The following is a 23,709-nucleotide window of genomic DNA, read 5'->3' on the forward strand; positions in this document are numbered from 1 at the left end:
CCACAGTCACAATGATGTCAATTAGGTAGAGAAATCAATCGCATAAATATTCGTCATCCGCTCACCCGGCGGCAACAACTTTATTTCCTGAAACCGCAGTCCGAGCTTGTGCAGCAGCCGGATCGAGTTGGCGTTACCCGGGTCGGTAATGCCCAGCACCCGGCCGATGCCCAGCGGCCCCCGCGCCAGTTCCAGCACCGCCTGCGCTGCCTCGTAGGTATAACCGCGGCCGAAGTGCTCCGGGCGGATGGCGTAGCCGATATCGACGTCGGGCAGGAAATCGCGCCGGATCAGGCCGCACATCCCCAGCGCCCTCCCATCTTCCTTGCGCTCCATCACGTACAGAGAATGACCATGGCGCTGCTGCATCGCCATCGGCCCCTCGATGATGGCGGCGCGGGCCTGCTCGACGCTGCGGATGCCCTTGTCGCCGATGAATTGCAGCCAGGTGGGGTCGTTGACCAGTTCGAAATAGAACTTGGCATCATCGGTGTCGATGGTGCGCAGGCGCAGGCGCGCGGTGTCCAGGATGATCATGCGTCGGGCCAGTGGGATGGATCTGCCAGCAGCTGGTACATGACGTACACATCGACATAGCCGAGGTAGCGGTGGTGATAGGCGCGCGGCAGCGTGCCGATGATGGAAAAGCCCAGCTTTTTCCACAGCAGCACGGCGGCGACGTTGGAGCTGACCACGTAGTTGAACTGCATCGCCAGGTAGCCCTGGCGGTGTGCGCGGGCCAGGCAGTCGCGCCCCAGCATGGCGCCCACCCCCACGCCCTGCGCCGCAGGACCCACCATGAACGAGGCGTTGGCCACGTGGGCGCCACGGTCGCGCTGGTTGGCGGTGAGGCGATACATGCCCAGCAGGCGGTCGCCGTTGAGTTCGGCCACAAAACTCTCGATGCCGGGGCCGAACCAGTAGGCGTGGCAATCATCGCGGCTGGTGTCGGCAGCGAAATAGTAGGTGTCGCCGGTGGCGATAAGTTCCTGGAAGATGGTCCACATGGCGCCGAAGTCGGCTGCCGTGGCGGGGCGGATCGCGATTTCTTTCAAGACGACTCCATGCGGTGGCGACAGTGTTTTATTGTCATGGATTTCCGCCGGCAAGTCCAGCGCGCCGCCACCGCGTCCGACTTAGCGACCGAGGCGGAAATCGACGCCGTCCGGCCGCCCCGGCAAATTCAACCTGGCCCGGGCGCGCGGCGACTCGGCCACGATCACGCCGCGCCGCATCACCAGCCGGCGCGCCGCACGCAGGCGGATCGCCTCCACCGGGTCGGCAGCATCGAGCAGTACCAGGTCGGCATGGCAGCCGACCGCCACGCCGTACCCGTCCAGGCCGAGGATGCGCGCCGGGGTGTCGGTCACGGCGGTGAAGCAGGCGCGCATGGCGTCCTGCCCGGTCATCTGCGCCACGTGCAAGCCCATGTGCGCCACTTCCAGCATGTCGCCCGAACCCAGGCTGTACCACGGGTCCATCACGCAATCGTGGCCGAAGGCGACATCGATGCCGGCGGCCAGCATTTCCGGCACCCGCGTCATGCCGCGCCGCTTGGGGTAGCTGTCGTGGCGGCCTTGCAAGGTGATGTTGATGAGCGGATTGGCGATCGCCGCCACCCCGCCTTCGCGGATCAGCGGCAGCAGCTTGCTCACATAATAGTTGTCCATCGAATGCATGGACGTCAGGTGCGAGCCGGTCACGCGGCCGTGCAGGCCCAGCCGGTTGCTGTGGTAAGCCAGGGTTTCGATATGGCGCGACATGGGGTCATCCGACTCGTCGCAATGCATGTCCACCCGCAAGCCCTGATCGGCGGCAAACTCGCACAGCAGGCGCACCGACTCGGCGCCATCGGCCATGGTGCGCTCGAAGTGCGGAATGCCGCCCACCACGTTCACGCCCATGGCGATCGCGCGCTTGAGATTGGCGAACGCGGTGGGACTGCGCAGCACGCCGTCCTGCGGAAACGCCACCAGTTGCAGGTCGAGGTAAGGCGCCACCCGGCGCTTGACGTCAAGCAGCGCCTCCACCGCCAGCAGCCGGTCGTCGCACACGTCCACGTGCGAGCGGATCGCCAGCAGGCCGCGCGCCACCGCCCAGTCGCAATATTGCAAGGCGCGCTCGACCAGCGCCTGCTGCGTCAGCTGCGGCTTGAGCTCGCCCCAAAGGGCAATGCCCTCGAGCAGCGTGCCGGACGCGTTGACGCGCGGCAGGCCGTAGCTGAGCGTGGCGTCCATGTGAAAGTGGGCGTCGACGAACGGCGCACTGACCAGGTCGCCGCCGGCGTCGATCTCGCGCCCGGCCATGACGGCCAGTGCCGGGCCGATGGCGGCAATCCGGCCATGCTCGATGGCGATATCGACGCCGGTCTGGCCGTCGGCAAGGTTGGCGTTGCGTATGACCACATCCATGAACATCCCCTCAGTAGTGATGGCGTCGATTGTAGACAGTTTCGATGGTTTCTACTAATTGTTGCATTGCGGTATCGCTCGGCGATTTTTTTCCTTTGATTTTGCGCTAGATCAAATGTGCGAGAATAAGTGTGGACACAGCATTTTTCCGTGTGGCACTCTTCTGCCCACATAGCACAAAAAATAACTATTCAAGCCCGGTGTTCGTGGCTAGAATGTTCCCATATTGCAGCGCAACAGACCCGTCGCCAGGAGAAACCATGTCTTCGATTACCGAACAGTTTTCCGCCGTTACCAAATCGCAACTGGAAGCCCAGTTCCAGATCTTCAACAGCCTGGCCCACACCGCCGTCGAGAGCGCGGAAAAGCTGATTGCGCTCAATCTCAGCACGACCAAGGCCTCGATGGAGCAGTCGTCGGCTGCCGCGAAAAAGCTGCTGGAAGTCAAGGACGCCAGGGAATTGTTCAGCGCCAGCCGCGAGACCCCGACCGGCATCGACAGCCTGCTGGCCTATAGCCGCCAACTGTTCGCCATCGCCAGCGGCGCCCAGGCCGAGCTGATCAAGAGCACGCGCGGCGCAGCCTTGCCGCAGTTGGCTGCGCCGTTGGCGACGCCGGTCGCCGAGACGGTGAAGGCCGTAGCGCCGGCAGCCGAGGTGCTCCAGGCGGCAACGCCTGCCGTGTCGGCGGCAGCTACACAGCCATCCGCGCCGCCGGCAGCCGCAGCACCAGTGTCGGCGCCTGTGGCAGTCCCGACCGCCACCGTTGCCGAACCGGCGCCGCCTGCCACCACGATCAAGGCCGCTGTCTCGGCAGCGGTGCACGCTGACGAACCGCCTGCGGTGGACAACCCTGCCAAGGTCGCGCCGGCGCCGCTGGCCGCTGCCGTGGCACCGACCGCGCCGGAAGCGATCAAGCCGGCACTCAAAACTACTGCCGACACCACGCCGCCGGCAGCAGCCAAGCCGGCCTTCCCGGCCGCCAAGCCGATCGCGCTGGCCGCCGACACCAAAACTGCCAAGCTGAAAGCAGTTGCGCCGAAAGCCAGGACCGCCGACGCGCCTGCCGGCAAGCACAAGAAGTAATCCTTTCCAGTGATCAATTGTGTACCCGCCTGCGCGGGTACGACGGTGCTTATGCATACCGCCTGTTCGGTGCTTCACCGGACAGCGCCGCGCCACCTGATTGTTTGCCTTGCTGTATCCTAACGGACTACGCGCTGGCAGTACGCTGCCAGCCCAACGCTACTCCGAGGCTACATGTTGACTCTTTCCGCGCTGCTGGGCGGCTTCGTCCGCCAGCACAAGCGCGCCTATGCCCTGTCCGGCCTGATGCTGGCGGGGGTGGCCGCGCTCAGTATCTGGGTGCCGCGCAAGGTCGGCGCCATGATCGACGGGCTGGCTGCCCACACCCTGTCCGGCAACGCCCTGCTGCTGGAAATCGGTTCGCTGCTGCTGATCGGCCTGGCGATTTATTTCCTGCGCGTGGCGTGGCGCCAGCTGCTGTTCGGCGCCGCCTATAAACTCGGCGTGTCGCTGCGCACGCGCCTGTACGCGCGCCTGTCCGAGCAAGGCTCCGCCTTCTACCAGCGCCAGCGCACCGGCGACCTGATGGCCCTGGCCACCAACGATATCGACGCCATCGAAATGGTGGCCGGCGAGGCGATGCTGGCCGGTTTCGACGGCGCCATTACACTGGTGATGGTGCTGGGCGTGATGCTGCTCGGCGTGGACTGGCGCCTGGCCTGCATTGCGCTGCTGCCGTTCCCGCTGATGGCGTGGGCGTTCTGGTATATCTCGGGCCACATCCACACCGCCTCCACCGATTCGCTCAAGCGTTTTTCGGACCTGAACGACCATGTGCAGGAAACCCTGTCGGGCGTGCGCACGCTGCGCGCGCTGGGCCTGGAACAGCGCAGCGCCAAGCAGTTTTCCGAGCTGGCGCAGCATGCGTCCAACGCCAGCCTGCGCGCGCAGGTATGGGAAGCGGCGTACGAGCCGGCCGTGGGCCTCACGCTGGCCGCCGCCAGCACGCTCACGCTGGGCCTGGGCGGCTACCTGGTATGGCACGACCAGCTCACCATCGGCTCGCTCACCGCGTTCACCATGTACCTGGGGCAGTTGATCTGGCCGATGTTTGCCGCCGGCTGGGTGCTGTCGCTGATCGAACGCGGACGCGCCGCCTGGCAGCGCCTGCAGCCGATGCTGGCCGCGCCGCTGGCCATCGACGACCACGGCACGCTCACCGCCATCGCGCCCGGCGCGCTGGTGCTCGACCATGTGCGTTACGCCTATGCCGACCAGTCGGCGCCGGCGTTGCAGGACATCTCGCTCACCCTGGCGCCGGGCCAGACGCTGGGCCTGGTGGGGCCGACCGGCAGCGGCAAGTCCACCCTGCTGCGGGTGCTGATGCGTCAGATCACGCCGCAGGCGGGCACCGTCACCTGGAGCGGCCACGCGCTCGACGCATACGCCTTGCACACGCTGCGCGCCGGCATCAGCTGGGTGCCGCAGGAGTCGTTCCTGTTCTCGGCCTCGATTGCCGACAATATCGCGCTGGCGCGGCCTGAGGCCACCCGCGCGCAGGTGGAACACGCAGCCAACCTGGCGGCGGTGCACGACGACATCCTGAAATTCGCGCAGGGGTACGAAACCGAGGTGGGCGAAAAAGGCATTACCCTGTCCGGCGGCCAGCGCCAGCGCGTGGCGATCGCCCGCGCGCTGCTGGCCGATAATGACCTGCTGCTGCTCGACGACGCCTTGTCGGCGGTCGATACCGGCACCGAGACGCGCATCCTCGAACACCTGGAAGAACTGCGCCAGGCGCGCGCGGGCCGCAGCGCGGTAATCGCCAGCCACCGCCTGAGCGCAGTGGTCAACGCCGACCTGATCCTGGTGCTGCGCGACGGCCGCATCAGCGAGTCGGGCAGCCACGAACAACTGCTGGCGCAAGATGGCTGGTACGCCAGCCAGTGGCGCTACCAACAACTGGAGGCCAGCCTCGATGCCGCCTGATACCACGTCGCCCGAAGCGAAGCTGACCAATCCCGACACCACCTCGATCGGCGCCCAGACGCGCCAGGCCTTTGCGCTGCTGCGCCGCGCCGCCCGTCCCGACCAGCACCACCTGGGCTGGGCCGTGCTGTGGCTGATGCTCGCTGCCCTGTTCGAAGTGATGGGCCCCATCATGGGCAAGGCGCTGATCGACGAACACCTGCTGCCGCACCACCTGGACTGGCCGCGCATGGCCATGCTGCTGGCCGGCCTGCTGCTGTCGGGCTGGATCGCCAGCGGCCTGCGTTACCTGCAACTGGTGCGCCTGTCCGGCCTGGCCATGCGCTCGGTGATGCGGCTGCGCGAAATGGTGTACACCCACGTGCTGCTGCTGCCGATGTCGTTTTTCGACCGCGCCATCACCGGACAGCTGGTCTCGCGCGTGACCAACGACACCGAGGCGGTCAAGAATCTGTACATCCAGGTGCTGTTCGTGATCCTCGACAGCACCATCGTGCTGGTGGGGACCATGGCCGCCATGGCGTGGCTCGACATCCGCCTGATGGGCATGGTGCTGGCGCTGCTGCCGGCGGTGCTGGTGATCGTGTTCCTGTACCAGCGCTGGAGCGCGCCGGCCGTCACCCGCGCACGCGCCCTGCGCAGCGACATCAACGGCCAGATGGCCGAGTCGATCGGCGGCATGAGCGTGCTGCAGGCGAACAATGCGCAAGAGCGTTTCGGCGCCCGCTTTGCCGCCACCAACCAGGCCCACTACACGGCGCGCCAGGCCGAGCTGCGCGCCAATGCCTGGCTGCTGCGTCCCGCGCTCGACCTGTTCAACGTGATCCTGCTGGCGGTGGTCATCTACGTGTTCGGCCAGCGCCAGATGACCGCCACCGAGGTGGGCGTGCTGTATGCGTTCATCAGCTACCTGGCGCGCGTGATCGAGCCGCTGATCCAGATCACCATGCAGTTCAGCCAGCTGCAGCAGGCCGTGGTGGCCAGCGCCCGCGTGGCCACGCTGCTTAATGAAGCGGAAGCGAAGGAACACACGGCCGCCGCCAGCGGCCAGGCGGCGGCCGCCGATCAACACTCGGCAGGGCCGCAGCCGGCGGTGGCGATCCGCCACCTGGACTTCGCCTACAACCCGGGCCAGCCGGTGCTGCACGACCTGTCGCTGGAGATACCTGCCGGCGCCTTCATCGGCATCGTCGGCCATACCGGCAGCGGCAAGTCCACCCTGCTCTCGCTGCTGCTGCGCTTTTATCCGGCGCCGCACGGCAGCATCACGCTGCACGGCGTGGCGCTCGACGATATCGACAACGAACGCTTCCGCGCCGATGTGGGCCTGGTGCCGCAAGACCCGTTCCTGCTGGCGGCGTCCGCGCGCGAGAACATCGACATGGGCCGTGGCCTGACGCAGGCGCAGATCGAGACCGCCGCGCGCGCGGCGCACGCGCACGACTTCATCATGGCGCTCGAGCGCGGCTACGACACCGAACTGGGCGAAGGCGGCTCGCGCCTGGCCGTGGGCCAGAAACAGCTGATCGCGATCGCCCGCGCGCTGGCCGGCCAGCCGCGCATCCTGCTGCTCGACGAAGCGACGTCGCACATCGATTCGCAGACCGAGCAGGTGGTGCAGGTGGCGCTCGACGAGTTGCGCGGCAAGGTGACGGTGATCGCGATTGCCCACCGCCTGTCCACCATCCGCGACGCCGACCGCATCATCGTGCTCAACCACGGCCGCATCACCGAGACCGGCCCGCACGAGGAACTGATGCAGATCGAGGGCGGCTTGTACCAGCGCCTGTACCTGTTGCAGCAACTAAGCACCAGCTGAGCCGGCGAATCTGTTGCGCGCTGCTGCCATAGTGTGGGTTTACGCGCACAATTGCACGGCGCGTGCCCATTTCTCGGTTGCAATACCCCTATAATTGACTGCGCTAAAACAGGACAAAAGCGAAGGGGTGGCGTTGGCGGGATCGGGATATCGCGGAACAAGCGGCAAGGTGCGCAGGCGCGCCCTGGCGCTAGCATTGGCAACCGCGTTGGCAACCGCCCTGGCGCTCACCGCCGGTCCGGCTGGCGCGCAAACGCCGGCACCAACTCAAACCTCCACCCAGGCAGAGAACGAGGCGCTGCGCGCGCGCCTGATCGAGATCCGTGAACAATGCCGCTTCCTGCCCGAAAAGGCGCTGGCCGCGCTCGCGCAGATCGCGCCCGAGCTGGCCGGCCGGCCGGGCGCCTTGCAGGCCGACCTGCTGACCATCGAAGCGGACGGCCGCATGCGCCAGGGCCGCTACGACGACGCCATGGCCTCTGCCGAAAAAGCCATCGCGCTGGGCCGAGAACTGCATGACGACGCCATCGTCGCCAAGGCCCAGCTGACCAAGGTCTACGTGCTGTTTGCGCGCGCCGATGTCGAGGCCGCTCACCAGCTGGCGTTCGAGGCCGAGAAGCTGGCCATGCGCACCAATAACGCCGCCGTGCGCGCCCAGGCGACCATTACCGCCGGCCAGACCCACGCCGAACAGGGCAACTTCCCGGCCGCCCTGGTCAAGTTGCAGCAGGCGGTGGAAATTGCGCGCGACGTCACCAGCGATCCGCCGACGCTGGCGGCGGCGCTCAATGCGCTGACCCGGCTGCTGGTGCAGATGAAGGAGTTCGACCAGGCCGCCGCCAGCCTCGACGAACTGCTGGCCGAATCGGCAAAACTCAATTCGCCGGGCCGCATGTCGATCGCCAAAAACGCCGAATACTGGCTGACCAGCGACACCGGGCAAATGCAGCGCGCCATGCGGGCACTGCGCGCAGAGCTGGAGCTCGAGCGCAAGATGGGCGCCGAGCGCATGGCCACCACCACGCTGGTCAACCTGGCCGACCTGCACCTCAAGCTGCGCGACTACCCGCGCGCCGCCCAGTATGCGCAGGAAGCGCTGCAGGTCACGCAGCGCAACAACGATCAATCGACCGAGGCTACCGCGCGCGTCAACCTGGGCAACGCACTGCTGGCCATGGGCCGCATCGCCGAGGGCAAGCGCCAGTTCGAAGCGGGCATGGCGCGCTACGAAAAGGAAAACAACAAGCCGGAGCTGCAACTGGTCATGCGCGAGTACGGCGTGGCGCTGGAAAACGCCGGCGACCTCGCTGGCGCCCTGGCGGCCTACCACCGCGAACGCGCGCTCTCGGACGAGCTGTTCGAACGCCAGCGCCAGAAGTCGATGCTGGAACTGCAGGAAAAATACGAGACCGACAAGAAGGAACGCCAGATCGAACTGCTCAGCCGCGAGAACCAGCTGCAAACGGCGGAACTGGACAACCGCGCGCTGCAGCAGCGCCTGTGGTGGCTGCTGGCGCTGGTATTCGCGCTGGCGGCCGTGGTGGTGGGACTGTTGTACCGCAAGGTGCGTCACAGCTACGCCCGGCTCGAAGAAAAGAACCTGGAACTGAAAGCCCAGTCCACCCTCGATCCACTGACGTCGCTCTACAACCGCCGCCACTTCCAGGACTATATGCGCACGCTGGCGCCGGTGCCGTCAGATCGGCGCGGGCAGCGCGGCGACGACGTGGTGGGCGCACTGTTCCTGCTCGACGTCGATCACTTCAAGCATATCAACGACAGCTACGGCCACGCCGCCGGCGACGCCGTGCTCACGGCGATCGCCGACAACCTGCGGATCGTATTGCGCGAAACCGACATGATCGTGCGCTGGGGCGGCGAGGAGTTCCTGGCCTTCCTGCCGGCCGTGGCGCGCGACGACCTCGACGACATCGCGCGGCGCATCCTGCACGGCATCTCGGCGCAGCGCGTGTCCTACCAGGAGCAGGAGATCGCGGTCAATGTGTCGGTGGGGTTTGCGCCGTATCCGCTGGCGCCGGGCGCCACGCCGCTGCCATGGGAGCGGGCGGTGAACCTGGTGGACATGGCGCTGTACCTGGCCAAGGCCCACGGCCGCAACCGCGCTTACGGCGTGCGCGGCTTCGCCCTTTTCGAGCGGACCTCGATGGAGGCGATCGAACAGGACCTGGAACGCGCCTGGCGCGATGGCTACGTGGATTTGAGCGTGGTGCTCAGTGGCGCACCGGAGGCGCCGCCGCCGTCGCAAGACAACGTGGTGCGGCTCCAGCGCGCGGGTACTTGATTACTTGCCGGCTTCGCGTTCTGCAGCCTTTTGCTGCATGTTTTCGCCGGCCTGCTCCAGTTTGCGGCCTGCAGCATCGGTGGCCTGATTGAGCTTGGCGCCGGCGGTGTCCGCTGCGCGGTCGAGCTTGGCGCCAGTTTCCTTGGCAGCCTGGTCCATCTTGTGGCCCGCTTCGGTCATTTTCTGGTCCGCTTCGCGCGACGCCTGTTTCATCTCGGCGCCGGCGCGCTCGCTGGCCTGGTCGATCTGGCGGCCCGCGGTTTCCGCCGGACCGGCGCCGACCGTGTCTTCCTTCTTCTGGCAACCGCCCAGCAGTGCGGCCATGACCAGTACCGCAGCTGCAGTTTTGCCCAATGTCGTGATCGTCGTCATGTGTATCTCCTCAAGGAATGGTGTTGCCATTAGCATACAAGGAGTTGCGCAGATGCAGCGCACGCTTCAACGAGTTTCAGGTATTGATTTTCTTCGGCGGCGGCGGCGGCGCGAAAACGATGTTTTCCGACTCGGGCGCCGTCGCCAGCGCGTCCGAGGTTTCCAGCCAATGCATCAGTTTTTCCATGCGGCGGATCAGGATGCCCTTGCTGTTGATGTAGCCGACCTGCTCGAAGTTTTCCGGCTTGCTGATCATCTTGGAGACAGTGGGCAGGTTTTCGGCCAGGCGGTCGAACGCCTTGCGCGCCTTTTGCTCCCACTTGACCAGGTTCGGTTCGTTGAAGCGGTTGCTCTCGTAATAAATCGTGAGCGTACGGTCATGGTTGCCATAACCGACAATCGCCGCACCCCGGCGCACGGTGTCCAGCACATCTTCCTTGATGTTGGCCGTAGGCACGAACAAGGCGGCACGCGCGGTGGCGCTGTCGGGTCGTTCCAGCGGCAAATCCTGTCCCATTAATACGGTCATACGCATCCTGTTGTGGTCGCCATGGAGTTGCTGCTAGGCTATATTCTGGATTTTATATCGCGGTCATGGCGCAAGACAAGAAGAAAGGCAGCACAGCGCCCGCTAAAGCCGATAGAACGTCCTGCAGCGTGGCGCGCACGCGAATCTGCGCGGCGGGGGTGCCCCCGTATTGGCCCTGTATTGGCCCTGTATTGACCCTGTATTGGCCCTGTCTTGGCTCGGTCATGGCCTGACGGTGTCCTATAATGCCGGCTCCAGCGACCATTTCAGCCCCGTCACGATGTCCTCCCCCGCTTTGAACACTCCTTTGGCCGCTGCCGCCGTCGATGCCGCCGAGCGCCACCTGCGCGACACCCTGGCGATCGCCATCGGCCACGCACCGCCGCACGCGGCGCTGATCGTCCACGACACCCGCACCGAGCTCAACCTGGCGCTGACCGAAGCCTACCGCCGCGTGGTGCCCGATGCGCGTTTCATCGACTTCGACGCGGTGTCCCCCGACGATGTGCTGGCCGCCTTTGCGCAGCTGGCCGCCGGCGACCTGGTGGTGCTGGTGCAATCGACCAGCTTCCGGCTCGAGGCCTTCCGCATCCGCATCGAGCTGTTCAAGCGCGGCCTGAAAGTGATCGAACATGTGCACCTGGCACGCATGCCTGGCGTGCAGGGGCTGCACTACATCGAATCGCTGGCCTACGACCCCGCCTATTATCGCGGCGTGGGCCACGCCCTGAAGGCGCGCATCGATGGCGCCAGCCATGGCATGGTGGACAGCGGCGACGGCGCGCAACTGGTGTTCGGCTCAAAGTTCGAAGCGGCCAAACTCAATATCGGCGACTACACCGGCATGAACAATATCGGCGGCCAGTTCCCGCTCGGTGAAGTGTTTACCGAGGCGCGCGACCTGGAAGCGGTCAACGGCCGCGCGCGCATCTTCGTGTTCGGCGACACCTCGTTCCACGTCAACCAGCCGGCGGTGCCGGTCACGATCGTCGTCGAAAAAGGCCGCGTGGTGGGCGCCGAGAACAGCACGCCGGAATTCGACAACATGCTGGCCATCATCCGCGCCCACGAAGGCGACGTGTGGTTGCGCGAACTGGGCTTCGGCATGAACCGCGCCTTCTCGCGCACGCGCCTGGTGGACGATATCGGCACCTACGAGCGCATGTGCGGCATCCACCTGTCGCTGGGCGCCAAGCATGGCGTGTACACCAAGCCGCAATTCAAGCGCAAGGATGCGCGCTACCACGTCGACGTGTTCGCGGTGACCGACGGCGTGTACCTGGACGGCCAGCAGGTGTACGCGGACGGCGCCTGGCAGCCCTGACTCACACTTCGCCCTGTTCGTGCAACACGCGGTCCCACGGCGGCACCGGCTGGTACTCGGCCACCAGGTGATCGATCAGCGCGCGCACCTTGGGCGACGGCTGGCGGCTGGCCGGGTACAGCGCCGACAGGTGGTTGAGCGGCAGTTCCCAGTCGGTCAGCACCGGCGCCAGCGTGCCCTCGCGCAGCGCGCGCCAGGCCAGGAAGGTGGTGTGGTACACGATGCCCAGCCCCTGCTGCGCCGCCTGGTGCAGCACCAGGCCGTTGTTGGCGGTGAACGCCGCCTGCACCCGCACCGTCTGGCGCTGCGCCCCTTTTGAAAAATGCCACGCCGTGCCGGCCGTCAGGTGGCTGAAGTGCAGGCAGCGGTGATCGTGCAGGTCTTGCGGCGTGCGCGGCGTGCCGTGGCGCGCCAGGTAGGCCGGGCTGGCGCACAGCACCGCGCGGCACGGCGCCAGCGGCCGCATGGCCAGCGCGTGCACGTCCGGGATGCCGCCCACCCGGATGGTCAGATCGAAACCGTGCTCGATCGGGTCGAGCAGCGCATCGTCGACGTGCAGCGACGGCGCCAGCTGCGGGTGCAGCAGATTGAAACGGGCCACCGAGCCGGCCAGCCACTCGCTGCCAAAGCTCGACGGCGCCTGGATGCGCAGCGGTCCGGCCAGTTCGGCGCCGGCGGCGGCGCTGACCACCGCGCGCGCGGCCTCGTGCGCCTGCGCCACGGCTGCCGCGCACGGCGCCAGGTAGGCCTGACCGGCATCGGTCAGGCTCACTTCGCGGGTGGAGCGGTGCAGCAGGCGCGCCTGCAGGCGCTCTTCCAGTTGCAGCACGTGCTTGCTGACCATGGCGCGCGTGAGCCCCAGCCGCCGGCCGGCCTCGCTAAAGCTGCGCTGGCGCGCCACCTCGACAAAAATCTCCATTGCGCGTAATTGGTCCATCAACGATTGTCGCCAGTTTGACGACAATGTGTCAATGCTTTGTGGATTGTTGTGGCACGCGGCCGCGCTTACAATCGGCTTTTACTTATTCAGCCTGGAGCCGCAACATGTTGACAGACGCGCAAAAACAGCAATACCAACGCGATGGTTACCTGGTGGTGCCGGACTTTAAAAGCGCCGCCGAGATCGCCGTGCTGCGCGAGCGCGCGGCGCAGATTGTCAACCAGTTCGATCCGGGCGCGCAGTCGGGCATCTTCAGCACCATCGAGCAGGAAAAGACCACCGACGACTACTTCCTCGGCTCCGACAACACCGTGCGCTGCTTCTTCGAGGAAGAAGCGTTTGGCGCCGACGGCCAGCTCAAGCAGGACAAGTCGCTGTCGATCAACAAGATCGGCCACGCCATGCACGATCTCGATCCCACCTTCCGCGCGTTTACCGCCGACGAGCGCCTCAATGCGGTGGCCCGCGACGTCGGCCTGATGGACCCGAAAGTGTGGCAATCGATGTACATCTTCAAGCAGCCCGGTATCGGCGGCGAAGTGCGCTGGCACCAGGACGCCACCTATTTCGACACCGACCCGGTGAGCGTGACCACGTTCTGGTTCGCGCTGGAAGACGCCACCCTCGACAACGGCTGCATGTGGGCCGAACCGGGCGGCCATCGCGGCCCGATGCGCGAGCGCTTTTTGCGCAATGGCGACCAGGTCCGCATGGAAAAGCTGAGCGACCTGCCCTGGCCCGATAACAGCACCGCGGTGCCGCTGCCGTGCAAGGCCGGCAGCCTGGTGGTATTCCACGGCCTGCTGCCGCACTACAGCGCACCGAACCGTTCGGCCGTCTCGCGCCACGCCTACACGCTGCACGTGACCGATGGCGCGACCGCCTACTCGCCGCAAAACTGGATCCAGCGCGACGAACGCCTGCCGGTGCGGGGCTTCATTTAATGAAAGTCGAGATTTTTGCCGCCCACTGGGGCAACAACGAACTGCCGCCCGACGTCTTCATCGAACACGTCAAAGCGGCCGGCTTCGACGGCATCGAGTTGTCCTTGCCGCTGGACGCGGCCGCGCGCGAAGACTGGACCGGGCGCATTGCCGATGCCGGCCTGGCGCTGATCGTGGGCCAGTGGGAGACCGCGCTGGTGCCCGAGTTCACCGCCCACCGCGCGGCGCTGGCCGAGCTGCTGCACAACGCCTGCGCGGCGCGCCCGCTGCACGTCAATTCGCAGACCGGCAAGGACTACTTCACGTTCGAGCAAAACCGCGAACTGCTGGACATGGCGGCGGCCATCGCGCGCGAGTACGGCGTGCCGATTTATCACGAGACCCACCGCAGCCGCTGGAGCGCGCACCCGGCGCTGGCCCTGCCCTACCTGCGCCAGCTGCCCGACCTGCAGCTGACAGCCGATTTGTCGCACTGGTGCTGCGCGTGCGAGTCGCTGCTGGGCGACCAACCGCAGCTGCTGGCCGAAACGCTGCCGCGCGTGCGCCACATCCACGCCCGCGTGGGCCACGAGCAGGGCCCGCAGGTGGCCGACTTCCGCGCGCCGGAGTCGCAGGCGGCACTGGCTGCACACCTGGCATGGTGGGACGAAGTGGTGCGGCTGCGCCGCGCGGCCGGCGCCGAGCGTTTGACCATCACGCCGGAATTCGGCCCGGTACCGTACACGCAGACCTTGCCGTACACGGGGGCTGCGGTATCGAATGCGTGGCAATTGAACGTGGCGATGCTGGGCGTGCTGCGCCAGCGTTATGGCTGAACCGCGCCCGGCTTTGCTGGGCGCAGCATCAGGATCCCGGCCGCCAGCACGCTGATGATGGCGCCGGCCAGCGCCACCGCCAGCACCGCTGCCGACGCGCCGCCGTAGCGCGCACCGGGCTTGCCCTCGAAGCGCAGCAGCCAGCGCCGCTGGCCCACTTCCAGCACTTTTTCCGCCACCAGCCCCACATTGTCTGCACGCTGCGGCGCCAGCTTACCGGCGCTGTCGTACAGAAGACTGCCCGAGTTGCCGCCTGCGGCGCGCGGCGTCATCGCGCCGTTGACGTAGCCGCCGTCCTCGATGCGCACGTGCAGGTGCTCGAGCAGTGCGCCATCGATCACTTCGCGCATCAGCGCATTGACCCGGAATACGAGGGCGACGAAACCGACCAGCGCGTCACGCCGCTGCGCTTCGCTGCCGACCGGCGCGCCATTGCGGTACACCGGCGCGCGGGCGATAAAACCCGGCTCGCCCGTTACATCCTGCACTAGCGTGATCGGTTCGGTGGAGACGATCTCGCCGCTGTCGCGCGCCAGCATCGCCGCTCGCAGGTGCGGCGGCAGCGCGGCCAGGTCCAGGCCGAAAGCGTTCTCGTTACCCTTGTCCGGCGCCGTGTATTCGATCACGTAATGGACCGGTGCGTGGGTAACCGGATGCACGCGGAAATTCGGATACCCGCCCGCGTCCACGCTGGTGTCGGCGCGCACGGCGGCGACAAAGGCGTCGAGCCGGTCCTCGGGCACGGCGCGCACGAACTGCACCGCCTGGAAGCCGGGATAGCGGCGTTCGAGCTTGAGCTCCGCGCTGAAACGGTGAAAGCGTGCGCGGTCGATGCGGTCGTCGAGCGCATAGATGCCCTTGTAGCCCAGCAGGACATCGAAACAGGTTTGCAGGCGCGCCGCGGTATCGCGCGCGACCTTGTCGGTGTCGCGCTGGAAGCGCGTCTCCATCTGCGCGCGCTGGTCGGCGTGCACCAGGTAGCAGAGCGTTCCGGTCAGGGTCAGGCCGACGGCCAGGGCAGCGAGACCGCGCGTGCGCATCGGTGACATGGCCTACACGTGCAGCGACAACAGCGGGCCGATGCCGTGCTCGAGATCCTGCACATTGTCGGCGTAACGCTCGGCGATGTCGCGGAACTCTTCTTCAGCCACCAGCATGGCGTCGACCACGTCCGGGTCGAAATGCTCGCCGCTGGCCTGGCGCACCATTTCCATCGCGGTTTCGTGGGTGAAGGCAGGCTTGTACACGCGCTTGGAAATGAGCGCGTCGTACACGTCGGCCACCGCCATCAGGCGCGCCGCCAGGGGAATGGCGTCGCCCTTGAGGCCTTCCGGGTAGCCGGTGCCGTCGTATTTTTCCTGGTGCGAGTAGGTGATCTCGCGCGCGTAGCGCAGGAAGGTGTTGGTGTAGCCCAGGTGGTTTTCCACGTTGACGATGGCATCGCGGCCGTACACGGTATGCATCTTCATCACCGAAAACTCGGCCGGCGTGAGTGCGCCCGGCTTGAGCAGGATGGCGTCGGGAATCGACACCTTGCCGATATCGTGCAGCGGCGCAGCCTTGTACAGCGACTTGATGTTGGCGTCGCTGAGCTCTTCGGCAAAGCGCGGATTGCCCTGCAGCCGGCGCGCCAGGGCCACGACGTAGTGCTGCACGCGGCGCAAGTGGTTGGCGGTTTCGTATTCGCGCGTCTCGGCCAGCGAAGCCAGCGCCCAGATCATGGCGTCGAGCATCTGGCTCAGTTCCGCGGTCACTTCTTCCACCACGTGTTCGAGCAGGTTGCGCTGCTGCTTGAGCAGTTCACGCGCGTGGCGCAGCTGCAAATGGGTGTCCACGCGTGCGCGCAGCACCTCGTGCGCGAAGGGCCGGGCAATCACGTCCACCGCCCCCGCAGCGAGGGCGCGCGCCTCGTCGGGCTCGGCCTGCAGGAATATCAGCGGGATATCGGCCGTGTCGGGACTGGACTTGAGCTGCTGGCACACGCGGTAGCCGTCGATATCGGGCAGCGCGGCGTCGAGCACCACCAGGTCGGGCCGGGGCACGTGCTCCATCACCATCAGCGCGGCACGGCCGCTGTTGGCCAGGCGGACCTCGTAGCGGTCCTGGAGCAGGCTGTTCATCTGGATCAGATTCTCCGAAGCCTCGTCGACGATCAGCACGATGGCTCTTTTGGCATTCATCTACCGCACTCCCTGAAAATTAGCTATTGGCAACATATGACCACATCATACCCTGTCAAGGCAGACAATTTGCAGGTCATCGCTTGCAATTGTATAGCGCGCTACCCATAATAAGACCATGAACACCAAAACTTCCCCCGCTAACATCGACGCCACTGCGGATGCGGCCGCAGTCGCCCAGGCGCCGCAACTGGACCAGCAGCTGTGCTTTGCGCTGTATTCGACGTCGCTGGCGATGAGCAAAATCTATCGCAAGCTGTTGCGCGGCCTGGGCCTCACCTACTCGCAATACCTGGTCATGATGGTGTTGTGGGAAAAGGACGAGCAGACCGTCTCCGAAGTGGGCGAGCGGCTATTTCTCGATTCGGCCACGCTCACGCCGCTGCTCAAGCGCATGGAGGCAGCCGAACTGCTTACCCGCACCCGCGCCGCCGTCGACGAACGCCAAGTGATCATCAAGCTCACCGCGCGCGGCGACGCCCTGCGCGAGCAGGCGGCCAAGCTGCCGCCGTCCATCCTGCAAGCCACGCGCTGCACGATCGGGCAGGTGGTGGACATGAAACAGCAACTCGACTCCCTGCGCGCCAGCCTGATGGACGCCGGCTAAACATACTGATACCTACCGCCATACCACTATCGTCATGAAGCCATTCAACCCGATCTACACGCCGCGCGCGCAGGCGGCCGAAGCACTGCGTACCCAGGGCTACGCGCTGCTGTCGCCGCAGGACGTGGCCGCGCTGGCAGGTGTACCCCGCGATAGTCTCGACGCCCTGGCCCCGAGCTGGAACGAACTGTCTCCCGACCAGTATCTCAAGGATGGCGGCCGATACCGGCGCCGGCGCCACTCCTGCTTCGTGCAGCAAGGGGCGCGCCTCACGCAAACCGCGCACCGCGCGCACTGGCAGCCGCTCGAATACAACGCCCTGCACGGCGGCATGCACCGGTTGTTCGAGCCGGTGATGCCGGCCACCGTGGCGCAGCCGGCATGGCCGGCCCTGATTACCGCCATCGGCCAGCTATGCAGCGCCGCCCGGGACGTCAGCGCGCCGTGGTACGTGGAAGCGCACCAGTTCCGCATCGACACCGCCGACGGCATCGGCCGCCCTACCCCGGAAGGCGCGCACCGCGACGGCGTCGATTTCGTCGCCGTGATCCTGGTGGCGCGCGACCAGGTCAAGGGCGGCGAAACCCGGGTATTCGAGGCCGATGGCCCCAACGGCAAACGCTTCACCATGACCGAACCCTGGACCTTGCTGCTGCTCGACGACGCCACCGTGATCCACGAATCGACGCCGATCCAGCCGCTGCACGTCTACGGGCACCGCGACACGCTGGTGCTCACCTGGCGCGCCGGCGCGTTCCAGGGCGAGGAAAAACCCCTGTAGCGGATTAAATCCGCTATAGTCATCACACAAAATTCCAGCATTCAGGAGGGTGGTCAGTGGACGCCAGCTATGAGATACAGCCCGATGAAATCGAAATACTGATCGTCGAAGATAGTCCTACCCAGGCCGAGCGTTTGCGCCGGCTGATCCAGTCGATGCGCTACCGCGCCCGCGTGGCCGGCAACGGCCGCCTGGCGCTCGAAGCCATCCGCGACAGCAAGCCGCACCTGGTCCTGTCCGACATCGTCATGCCCGAAATGGACGGCTACACGCTGTGCCGCGCCATCAAGTCCGACCCCGAACTGCGCGACATCCCGGTCATCCTGGTGACGTCGCTGATGGACCCCAAGGACATCATTCGCGGCATCGAATGCGGCGCAGATAATTTCATCCGCAAGCCGTACGCGGAAGACTACCTGCTCAACCGCATCGGCCACATGCTGATGAACCAGAAGCTGCGCCGCAACCAGAACATGGAAATCGGCATTGCCCTGTACCTGGGCGAGCAAAAGCATTTCATCAACGCCGAGCGCCAGCAAATCCTCGACCTGCTGATCTCCACCTACGAGCAGGCGGTGCAGGTCAATGGCGAACTGCAGGCGCGCGAACGCCAGGTGATCGAGCTCAATATGCGCCTGGCCAACCACGCCGGCGAGCTGGAAACCATCAACCGCGAAATCGCCCTGAAAAACCTCGAACTGGCCGAGGCGAGCCGCATGAAGTCGGCCTTCATCGCCAATATGTCGCACGAGCTGCGCACGCCGCTCAACGCCATCATCGGCTTTACCGGCGCGCTGCTGATGAAGCTCCCCGGCCCGCTGACCGGGGAACAGGACAAGCAGCTCAACACCATCCGCACCAGCGCGCGCCACCTGCTCTCCCTGATCAACGACATCCTCGACGTCGCCAAGATCGAGGCCGGCAAGGTCACGCTCGAAGTGCAGAAGGTGCAGTGCCAGAACCTGGTGCGCGACGTGGTCGATACGCTGCGCCCGCTGGCGCTGCAAAAAGGCTTATCGCTGGAGATCGACCTGGCCGACGAAGCGATCGTGCTCGAAACCGACCAGCGCGCACTGACGCAAATCCTGCTCAACCTTGGCAATAACGCCATCAAGTTCACCGAGACCGGCTCGGTGCGTGTCTCGCTGGCGCAACGCGCCGGCGAAGGCCAGCAGATGGTCGAATTCTCGGTGGCCGACAGCGGCGCCGGCATCCGCGAAGAAGACCAGAACAAGCTGTTCCAGGCGTTCTCGCAGCTCGACTCCACGTCCACCCGTCATGCCGAAGGCGCCGGCCTGGGACTGTACCTGTGCCAGAACCTCGCCAACCTGATCGGCGGCTCGCTGTTCTTCAAGAGCGATTTCGGCCAGGGCAGCACGTTTACGCTGGCGCTGCCGCGCCGCACCTGAAAATAGTTGAACATCGTAGTTCTACGGTATTGCAGCGCAACATAAAAGAGGATATATTGGAACTGTCTCCTCCAACCGTTCGCTGAACATTGGAATTAAGCCCGCCACCTTAACCGGTCGCGGGCATTTTTTTTGCCCGTACGGCGACGCTGAAATAATCACGGATTTGATTGTGCCGTGCAGCACAGATCCCCGGATTAAACTAAACGCCTGATTTAGTTATATCAATCGTTTGAATTATGTGCTGTAATCGCAGCATGAACGCCAAAGCCACCACCCCCTCCCCTGACGACGCCCGCAAGCCGCGCTCGGACGGCGAGCAGTCGCGCGAGCGGCTGCTGCACGCGGCCATGCGCCTGTTCGGCCAGCAGGGCTATTCCAAGACCTCCACCCGCGAGATCGCCAACGCGGCCGGCGCCAATGTCGCTGCCATCAGCTACTACTTCGGCGACAAGTCCGGGCTGTACCAGGCCTGTTTCGGCTTCATGTGCGCCACGCCCGGCGGCAACGTCGCCGCGTTCGAGCAGCCGCACTACTCGCTGCGCGAGTCGCTGCAGGGCTATTACCGGCAAATGCTGGCGCCCCTGTTGCAGCACGAGGACGCCGAGATTCTGCTGCGCCTGTTTTACCGCGAAATGCTCGAACCCACCGGCCTGTGGCAGCGCGAGATCGAGGACAACATCAAGCCCGAACACGCAGCGCTGCTGCGGGTGCTGTGCCGCCACCTGGGCACGCAAGACGTCACCGACGACCTGCAACGCCTGGCCCACGCGATTCCGAGCCTGGCGGTCACGCTGATGATCGGGCGCGACGTGATTGCGGCCGTCTCGCCGCAGCTGGTGGCGTCGCCCGCCGCCTTTGCCGCATGGGCCGAACAGCTGGTCGCATATGCCGAGGCGCTGGTGCAGGTCGAACAAATCAAACTTCAACAAAGGACAGCATGAACAGGACTTTACGGGTTGCCGTGGCGTGCGCCATGGCTGCGGGCTTGGGTGCGTGTGCGGTCAAGGCGCCGGCGCCGCAGGTCGCTGCGCAAGCGCCCGCGCAGTGGCAGGCGCCCCTGCCCCACAACGGCAGCCGCGCCAACCTCGCCACCTGGTGGCGCGAGCAGACCGACACCCTGCTGGCCGACCTGATCGACGCTGCGCAGACGGTGAGCCCCACCGTGTCGTCGGCCGCCTCGCGCATTGCCCAGTCGCGCGCCGACCAGGTGGCGGCCGGCGCCGCGCTGGTGCCCAACCTGGACGGCACCGGCAGCGTCAGCCGCGCCAACCAGCAGTCGCTGACGCCGATGGGCACCACCTCGCAGGTGGCGCTGCAGGCGTCGTGGGAGGTGGACCTGTTTGGCGCCAACCGCGCCGCGCGCGATGCCGCGCAAGCGCGCTACGAGAGCGCGCAGGCGGGCTGGCACGACGCCCGCGTGTCGGTGGCGGCGGAAACCGCCAACCAGTATTTTGCCCTGCGCGCCTGCGAGCAGTTGATGGAGGTGGCACGGCAGGATGCCGCCTCGCGCGCCGACACCGCGCGCCTGACCGAACTGTCGGCCGGCGCCGGCTTCGAGTCGCCCGCCAACCTGGCGCTGGCGCGCGCCAGCGCCGCCGACGGCAACAGCCGCTACCTGGCCCAGCGCGCCAGCTGCGACGTCAACGTCAAGGCGCTGGTGGCGTTGACTGCGATGGCGGAGCCGGAGCTGCGGCGGCGGTTGGCAGGCAATGCAAATGCGGGGGCCAGTGCCTCTATCGGTAACGCCGCTGCCGGTGACGGTGCCGGTGCCGGTGCCGGCGCCAGCATCACGTCAGCGGCGACGATGCCAGCGTTCAGCGTGACCGAACTGCCGGCGCAAACACTGGCCCAGCGCCCCGACGTGTTCACCGCCGAGCGCGAAGTGGCTGCCGCCAGCGCGGAAGTGGGCAGCGCCAGGGCGCAACGGTATCCGCGCCTGACCATTTCCGGCGCGGTCGGCATCGCCAATTTCCACAGCGGCGGCGTCAACACCAAGACCGACACCTGGAATATCGGCCCGGTCTCGGTCTCGGTGCCGATCTTCGATGCCGGCCGCCGCCGCGCCAACGAAGATGCGGCCAGCGCCCGCTACGACGCCGCCGTGGTCAGCTACCGCGCCACCGTGCGCCAGGCCGTAAGCGACGTCGAGCAGGCGATGGTCAACCTCGACAGCACCGCACAGCGCGCGATCGACGCCAGCACCGCCACGCAAGGCTACCGCGCCAATTTCAACGCCGTCGAGCAGCGCTACCAGAACGGCATGGCCAGCCTGTTCGAGCTGGAAGACGCGCGCCGCACCCGGCTGGCCGCAGAACAGAACCAAGTCACGCTGGCGCGCGAGCGCAATGCCGCCTGGGTGGCGCTGTACCGCGCTGCCGGTGGCGGCTGGACCGCGCCTGCGACGAATAACTGATACCTGATACCTGATCCCGGACTTATGAAAACTCTGAAATCGAATCTGAAGCCTGTCGCCCTGGCCCTGTTGGCGGTATTGGTCATCGGCGGCGTCGCCTGGTACGCCACGTCCCACAAAGCGGTCGACGACAAGAAGACCGCCGCCCCCAAGCCGGCGCTGACCGTCACCGTGGTCAAGCCCTCCACCGCCAGCCTGCCGCTCACGCTCACCGCCAACGGTAACGTGGCGGCCTGGCAGGAGGCCAGCGTGAGCAGCGAATCGAACGGCTTGCGCCTGACCGAAGTGCGCGTCAACGTCGGCGACACCGTCAAGGCCGGCGACGTGCTGGCGGTGTTCTCGGCCGATACCGTCAACGCCGACGTGGCGCAAGCCAGGGCCGCCCTGCTCGAAGCGCAAGCCACCGCCGCCGACGCGGTAGCCAACGCCGCGCGCGCGCGTACGCTCAAGGACTCGGGAGCGCTGAGCGCCCAGCAGATCAGCCAGTACAACACCGCCGAGCAGACCGCCAATGCCCGCATTGCCTCGGCCCAGGCAGCGCTGGCCACCCAGCAGCTGCGCCTGAAGTACACCAAAGTGGTGGCGCCCGACAGCGGCGTGATCTCGGCGCGCACGGCCACCGTGGGCGCGGTATCGGCGCCCGGCACGGAGCTGTTCCGCATGATCCGCCAGGGCCGCCTGGAATGGCGCGCCGAAGTGGTAGCGCAGGACCTGCGCAGCATCGTGCCCGGCGCCACCGCGCTGGTGAAAGCGGCCAACGGCAGCGAGACCACCGGCAAGGTGCGCATGATCGCGCCGACCGTGGACCAGCAAACCCGCTCGGCGCTGGTGTACGTGGACCTGCCGCAGAACGCCGGCTCGAAAGAGGCGCCGTTCAAGGCCGGCATGTTCGCCAGCGGCAAATTCGAACTCGGTGCGTCGCAGGCCTTGACCGTGCCGCAGCAGTCGATCGTGGTGCGCGACGGCTTCAGCTTCGTGTTCCGCCTCACGCCAGACAACCACGTGGCGCAAGTCAAGGTGCAGCCGGGCCGGCGCGCGGGCGACCGCATCGAAGTGGTGGGCGGCCTGCAGGCCGACACGCCGGTGGTGCTGCGCGGCGCCGGCTTCCTCAATGACGGCGACCTGGTGCACGTGGTGGCCGAGCAGCCCGCCGCTGCCGCTGTGGCTGTGGCTGTAGCTGCGGCCAAGTAAGGGAACGCCATGAATTTTTCCGCGTTATCGATCAAGAACCCGATCCCGGCGATCATGCTGTTCGTGCTGCTCACGCTGGCCGGCCTGATGGCCTATAAAGCCAACCCGGTGCAGGACTTCCCCGACATCGAGCTGCCCATCGTCACCGTCACCGCCACGCTCGAAGGCACGGCGCCGGCGCAGCTGGAAACCGAAGTCACGCGCAAGATCGAGGATTCGGTCGCCACGCTGCAGGGCGTGAAAAACATCTACTCGACGGTGCTCGACGGCGTCTCGACCACCACCGTCGAATTCATCCTGGAAAAGCCGCTCTCGGACGCCGTCAACGACGTGCGCGATGCGGTCGCGCGGGTGAAAGCCGACATGCCGGCCGAGCTGCGCGATCCGTCGGTGACCAAGGCCGCCACCGCCGGGCGGGTGGTGCAGACCTTCACCGCGACGGCAGCCAATGTCCCCGGCGAGAAGATGGACAAACAGGAGCTGAGCTGGTTCGTCGACAACACCGTGGCCAAGCGCCTGCTGGCGGTGCCGGGCCTCGGTGCGGTCAAGCGCGTGGGCGGCGTGTACCGCGAGATCCGGGTGGAGCTCGACGATGCGCGCATGGCGGCGTTGCGGGTTTCGGCGCTCGACGTCTCGCGCCAGCTGCGGCTGGTGC

At 66.2% G+C, this 23,709-nt stretch carries 22 protein-coding genes; 14 read left to right on the forward strand and 8 right to left on the reverse strand.

Annotation, left to right across the window (positions count from 1 at the left end; all coding sequences use genetic code 11):
- Positions 1–21: 21 nt before the first annotated feature.
- From DUPY_RS16965 to DUPY_RS16975, 3 genes are all read right to left on the reverse strand, one after another.
- Complete coding sequence (locus tag DUPY_RS16965; RefSeq protein ID WP_070249562.1) at positions 22–537, reverse strand: GNAT family N-acetyltransferase; 516 nt, start codon at positions 535–537, stop codon at positions 22–24.
- Entirely contained in the window at positions 534–1,055 is a 522-nt protein-coding gene (locus DUPY_RS16970) for a GNAT family N-acetyltransferase (protein ID WP_070249563.1), read from the reverse strand. The genes DUPY_RS16965 and DUPY_RS16970 overlap by 4 nt, the downstream gene beginning before the upstream one ends.
- Positions 1,056–1,136: 81 nt before the next feature.
- Positions 1,137–2,411 carry an amidohydrolase family protein gene (locus DUPY_RS16975; RefSeq protein ID WP_070249597.1) on the reverse strand — a complete coding sequence of 425 codons (1,275 nt, stop codon included), beginning with the start codon at positions 2,409–2,411 and terminating at the stop codon, positions 1,137–1,139.
- Positions 2,412–2,671: 260 nt separating this feature from the next.
- Here DUPY_RS16975 and DUPY_RS16980 point away from each other — a divergent pair, with 260 nt between their 5' ends.
- The 4 genes from DUPY_RS16980 to DUPY_RS16995 all read left to right on the forward strand — a co-directional run bounded on the left by DUPY_RS16980 (position 2,672) and on the right by DUPY_RS16995 (position 9,546).
- The gene (locus DUPY_RS16980) at positions 2,672–3,496 is read left to right on the forward strand and encodes a phasin family protein (RefSeq protein WP_070249564.1); all 825 of its coding nucleotides are present in this window, start codon (positions 2,672–2,674) and stop codon (positions 3,494–3,496) included.
- 174 nt (positions 3,497–3,670) lie between these two features.
- The gene (locus DUPY_RS16985; protein ID WP_070249565.1) at positions 3,671–5,425 is read left to right on the forward strand and encodes an ABC transporter ATP-binding protein; all 1,755 of its coding nucleotides are present in this window, start codon (positions 3,671–3,673) and stop codon (positions 5,423–5,425) included.
- Positions 5,415–7,244: an ABC transporter ATP-binding protein gene (locus tag DUPY_RS16990; RefSeq protein WP_070249566.1), complete on the forward strand. Its 1,830-nt coding sequence runs from the start codon at positions 5,415–5,417 to the stop codon at positions 7,242–7,244. Before DUPY_RS16985 ends, DUPY_RS16990 begins: the two co-directional genes overlap by 11 nt.
- A gap of 196 nt (positions 7,245–7,440) precedes the next feature.
- A complete protein-coding gene (locus tag DUPY_RS16995) occupies positions 7,441–9,546 on the forward strand; it encodes a tetratricopeptide repeat-containing diguanylate cyclase (RefSeq protein WP_307188198.1) in 2,106 nt (701 codons plus the stop codon).
- On the opposite strand, the gene DUPY_RS17000 is transcribed toward DUPY_RS16995, so the two are convergent.
- Positions 9,547–9,918: an apolipophorin gene (locus tag DUPY_RS17000; RefSeq protein WP_070249567.1), complete on the reverse strand. Its 372-nt coding sequence runs from the start codon at positions 9,916–9,918 to the stop codon at positions 9,547–9,549. It abuts the gene before it with no gap.
- Positions 9,919–9,994: 76 nt separating this feature from the next.
- Complete coding sequence (locus DUPY_RS17005) at positions 9,995–10,447, reverse strand: hypothetical protein (RefSeq protein WP_070249568.1); 453 nt, start codon at positions 10,445–10,447, stop codon at positions 9,995–9,997.
- A 280-nt stretch (positions 10,448–10,727) separates the two neighbouring features.
- On the opposite strand from DUPY_RS17005, the gene DUPY_RS17015 reads away from it, so the two are divergent.
- The gene (locus tag DUPY_RS17015; RefSeq protein ID WP_070249570.1) at positions 10,728–11,771 is read left to right on the forward strand and encodes a M29 family metallopeptidase; all 1,044 of its coding nucleotides are present in this window, start codon (positions 10,728–10,730) and stop codon (positions 11,769–11,771) included.
- 1 nt (position 11,772) lies between these two features.
- Here DUPY_RS17015 and DUPY_RS17020 read toward each other — a convergent pair whose 3' ends face one another.
- Entirely contained in the window at positions 11,773–12,708 is a 936-nt protein-coding gene (locus DUPY_RS17020; protein ID WP_229255403.1) for a LysR family transcriptional regulator, read from the reverse strand.
- Between the two features lie 107 nt (positions 12,709–12,815).
- Here DUPY_RS17020 and DUPY_RS17025 point away from each other — a divergent pair, with 107 nt between their 5' ends.
- On the forward strand, positions 12,816–13,655 hold the full coding sequence (locus DUPY_RS17025; protein WP_070249572.1) for a phytanoyl-CoA dioxygenase family protein: 840 nt from the start codon (positions 12,816–12,818) through the stop codon (positions 13,653–13,655).
- Entirely contained in the window at positions 13,655–14,470 is an 816-nt protein-coding gene (locus tag DUPY_RS17030) for a sugar phosphate isomerase/epimerase family protein (RefSeq protein ID WP_070249573.1), read from the forward strand. Before DUPY_RS17025 ends, DUPY_RS17030 begins: the two co-directional genes overlap by 1 nt.
- On the opposite strand, the gene DUPY_RS17035 is transcribed toward DUPY_RS17030, so the two are convergent.
- Complete coding sequence (locus DUPY_RS17035; RefSeq protein ID WP_229255404.1) at positions 14,461–15,519, reverse strand: CHASE domain-containing protein; 1,059 nt, start codon at positions 15,517–15,519, stop codon at positions 14,461–14,463. The genes DUPY_RS17030 and DUPY_RS17035 overlap by 10 nt on opposite strands.
- Positions 15,520–15,522: 3 nt before the next feature.
- Positions 15,523–16,650, reverse strand: coding sequence for an HD-GYP domain-containing protein (locus DUPY_RS17040; protein ID WP_070249575.1), 1,128 nt, complete (start codon positions 16,648–16,650; stop codon positions 15,523–15,525).
- A gap of 118 nt (positions 16,651–16,768) precedes the next feature.
- On the opposite strand from DUPY_RS17040, the gene DUPY_RS17045 reads away from it, so the two are divergent.
- The 7 genes from DUPY_RS17045 to DUPY_RS17075 form a co-directional block, all read left to right on the forward strand.
- Entirely contained in the window at positions 16,769–17,257 is a 489-nt protein-coding gene (locus tag DUPY_RS17045) for a MarR family winged helix-turn-helix transcriptional regulator (protein WP_229255405.1), read from the forward strand.
- A gap of 34 nt (positions 17,258–17,291) precedes the next feature.
- Positions 17,292–18,038 (forward strand): 2OG-Fe dioxygenase family protein, encoded by a 747-nt coding sequence (locus DUPY_RS17050; protein ID WP_070249576.1) that lies wholly within the window; start codon positions 17,292–17,294, stop codon positions 18,036–18,038.
- 56 nt (positions 18,039–18,094) lie between these two features.
- Positions 18,095–19,447 (forward strand): hybrid sensor histidine kinase/response regulator, encoded by a 1,353-nt coding sequence (locus tag DUPY_RS17055; RefSeq protein WP_070249577.1) that lies wholly within the window; start codon positions 18,095–18,097, stop codon positions 19,445–19,447.
- A 257-nt stretch (positions 19,448–19,704) separates the two neighbouring features.
- Positions 19,705–20,391, forward strand: coding sequence for a CerR family C-terminal domain-containing protein (locus DUPY_RS17060; RefSeq protein ID WP_070249578.1), 687 nt, complete (start codon positions 19,705–19,707; stop codon positions 20,389–20,391).
- Positions 20,388–21,863, forward strand: a complete 1,476-nt coding sequence (locus tag DUPY_RS17065) for a TolC family protein (RefSeq protein ID WP_070249579.1) — start codon at positions 20,388–20,390, stop codon at positions 21,861–21,863. The genes DUPY_RS17060 and DUPY_RS17065 overlap by 4 nt, the downstream gene beginning before the upstream one ends.
- A 24-nt stretch (positions 21,864–21,887) precedes the next feature.
- Complete coding sequence (locus DUPY_RS17070; protein WP_070249580.1) at positions 21,888–23,054, forward strand: efflux RND transporter periplasmic adaptor subunit; 1,167 nt, start codon at positions 21,888–21,890, stop codon at positions 23,052–23,054.
- 9 nt (positions 23,055–23,063) lie between these two features.
- The coding region (locus DUPY_RS17075) for an efflux RND transporter permease subunit (RefSeq protein WP_141749583.1) at positions 23,064–23,709 on the forward strand (646 nt) is incomplete at its 3' end.

Origin of the sequence: Duganella phyllosphaerae, from assembly GCF_001758785.1 — a bacterium.
Taxonomy (GTDB): Bacteria; Pseudomonadota; Gammaproteobacteria; order Burkholderiales; family Burkholderiaceae_D; genus Rugamonas; species Rugamonas phyllosphaerae.

Excerpts from the sequence above, each read along its gene's own strand:
- DUPY_RS16965 (WP_070249562.1), bottom strand. The coding sequence starts at position 537 with ATGATCATCCTGGACACCGCGCGCCTGCGCCTGCGCACCATCGACACC.
- DUPY_RS16975 (WP_070249597.1), bottom strand. The coding sequence starts at position 2,411 with ATGGATGTGGTCATACGCAACGCCAACCTTGCCGACGGCCAGACCGGC.
- DUPY_RS16980 (WP_070249564.1), top strand. The coding sequence starts at position 2,672 with ATGTCTTCGATTACCGAACAGTTTTCCGCCGTTACCAAATCGCAACTG.
- DUPY_RS16985 (WP_070249565.1), top strand. The coding sequence starts at position 3,671 with ATGTTGACTCTTTCCGCGCTGCTGGGCGGCTTCGTCCGCCAGCACAAG.
- DUPY_RS16990 (WP_070249566.1), top strand. The coding sequence starts at position 5,415 with ATGCCGCCTGATACCACGTCGCCCGAAGCGAAGCTGACCAATCCCGAC.
- DUPY_RS17000 (WP_070249567.1), bottom strand. The coding sequence starts at position 9,918 with ATGACGACGATCACGACATTGGGCAAAACTGCAGCTGCGGTACTGGTC.
- DUPY_RS17005 (WP_070249568.1), bottom strand. The coding sequence starts at position 10,447 with ATGACCGTATTAATGGGACAGGATTTGCCGCTGGAACGACCCGACAGC.
- DUPY_RS17015 (WP_070249570.1), top strand. The coding sequence starts at position 10,728 with ATGTCCTCCCCCGCTTTGAACACTCCTTTGGCCGCTGCCGCCGTCGAT.
- DUPY_RS17020 (WP_229255403.1), bottom strand. The coding sequence starts at position 12,708 with ATGGACCAATTACGCGCAATGGAGATTTTTGTCGAGGTGGCGCGCCAG.
- DUPY_RS17025 (WP_070249572.1), top strand. The coding sequence starts at position 12,816 with ATGTTGACAGACGCGCAAAAACAGCAATACCAACGCGATGGTTACCTG.
- DUPY_RS17030 (WP_070249573.1), top strand. The coding sequence starts at position 13,655 with ATGAAAGTCGAGATTTTTGCCGCCCACTGGGGCAACAACGAACTGCCG.
- DUPY_RS17035 (WP_229255404.1), bottom strand. The coding sequence starts at position 15,519 with ATGTCACCGATGCGCACGCGCGGTCTCGCTGCCCTGGCCGTCGGCCTG.
- DUPY_RS17040 (WP_070249575.1), bottom strand. The coding sequence starts at position 16,650 with ATGAATGCCAAAAGAGCCATCGTGCTGATCGTCGACGAGGCTTCGGAG.
- DUPY_RS17045 (WP_229255405.1), top strand. The coding sequence starts at position 16,769 with ATGAACACCAAAACTTCCCCCGCTAACATCGACGCCACTGCGGATGCG.
- DUPY_RS17050 (WP_070249576.1), top strand. The coding sequence starts at position 17,292 with ATGAAGCCATTCAACCCGATCTACACGCCGCGCGCGCAGGCGGCCGAA.
- DUPY_RS17060 (WP_070249578.1), top strand. The coding sequence starts at position 19,705 with ATGAACGCCAAAGCCACCACCCCCTCCCCTGACGACGCCCGCAAGCCG.
- DUPY_RS17065 (WP_070249579.1), top strand. The coding sequence starts at position 20,388 with ATGAACAGGACTTTACGGGTTGCCGTGGCGTGCGCCATGGCTGCGGGC.
- DUPY_RS17070 (WP_070249580.1), top strand. The coding sequence starts at position 21,888 with ATGAAAACTCTGAAATCGAATCTGAAGCCTGTCGCCCTGGCCCTGTTG.